Source organism: Vibrio sp. 811, assembly GCF_033339195.1.
On sequence record NZ_JAWOUB010000243.1, the window covers coordinates 1 to 828 of the forward strand.

Annotated in this window: 1 protein-coding gene and 1 pseudogene; one reads left to right on the forward strand and one right to left on the reverse strand. The window is 43.1% G+C overall.

Annotated elements, in window-relative coordinates:
• The first annotated feature begins 126 nt into the window (after positions 1 to 126).
• Positions 127 to 336, forward strand: a complete 210-nt coding sequence (locus R7Q46_RS26100; RefSeq protein ID WP_005456575.1) for a DUF1127 domain-containing protein — start codon at positions 127 to 129, stop codon at positions 334 to 336.
• A 55-nt stretch (positions 337 to 391) separates the two neighbouring features.
• Here the strand turns inward: R7Q46_RS26100 and R7Q46_RS26105 are convergent.
• Positions 392 to 828: pseudogene (locus R7Q46_RS26105) on the reverse strand (AMP-dependent synthetase); the annotation flags it as partial.

The following is an 828-nucleotide window of genomic DNA, read 5'->3' on the forward strand; positions in this document are numbered from 1 at the left end:
CCTGTAATGGTGGCATCCGCTCTTTCACATTAGTTTTCCTTAACTCTATGGCAGATTCTATCGTTTGAGGATATCAGCGTAGTCTCCGATTATTAACTGGTCAATATTGTAATAGGAAGCCGAAACATGGAAAACGTGACGCAAACTTGTGAACAAGTGATCCCAGTCAGTCGTCAGACTTGGTTACAGTTAATTTATTCTAAACTGGTTGTTTGGCGAAGGAACTATCGGACGCGCCGACACTTGAAGGACTTACCTGAACATTTGTGGGATGACATCGGATTAGAAGCGAATGAGATTCGTGATGAAGTCAGCAAACCATTTTGGAGAGAGTAGTTTGAAGCAAGAATAAAGAGCACTCCCCAATGGCTTTGAGGAGTGCTTTGCTTGGTTACAAGTCTTCTTCCCACAAGACTAATTCATCTTTCGGCCAGTTGTGGCCAAGCTCGTGGTATTTTTGTTCCAATACATGACGTTTGATTTTAAGTGTTGGTGTCAACACACCATTTTCAATACTCCATGGCTCTTTGATCATCAATACGCCTTTGATCTGCTCATGAGAGGCCAATTCTTGATTCATGCGCGCAATGACTTTTCTTGTCGTACGAGCATAACGCTCTTTGTCGAAATGAGGAAAATCATGCGGCACTACGAGAAGAATAGGGCCAGGTAAACCTAAGCCAATCAGGCACATCATTTCTACACGGCTGTACTCGAAGAGTTTTTTCTCAATCGGTACTGGAGAGACAAATTTGCCCTTGGCGGTTTTGAACGTGTCTTTTTTGCGACCTTGAATGGTGAGGTAGCCATCTTTATCAATTGCGCCAA

Excerpts from the sequence above, each read along its gene's own strand:
- R7Q46_RS26100 (WP_005456575.1), top strand. The coding sequence starts at position 127 with ATGGAAAACGTGACGCAAACTTGTGAACAAGTGATCCCAGTCAGTCGT.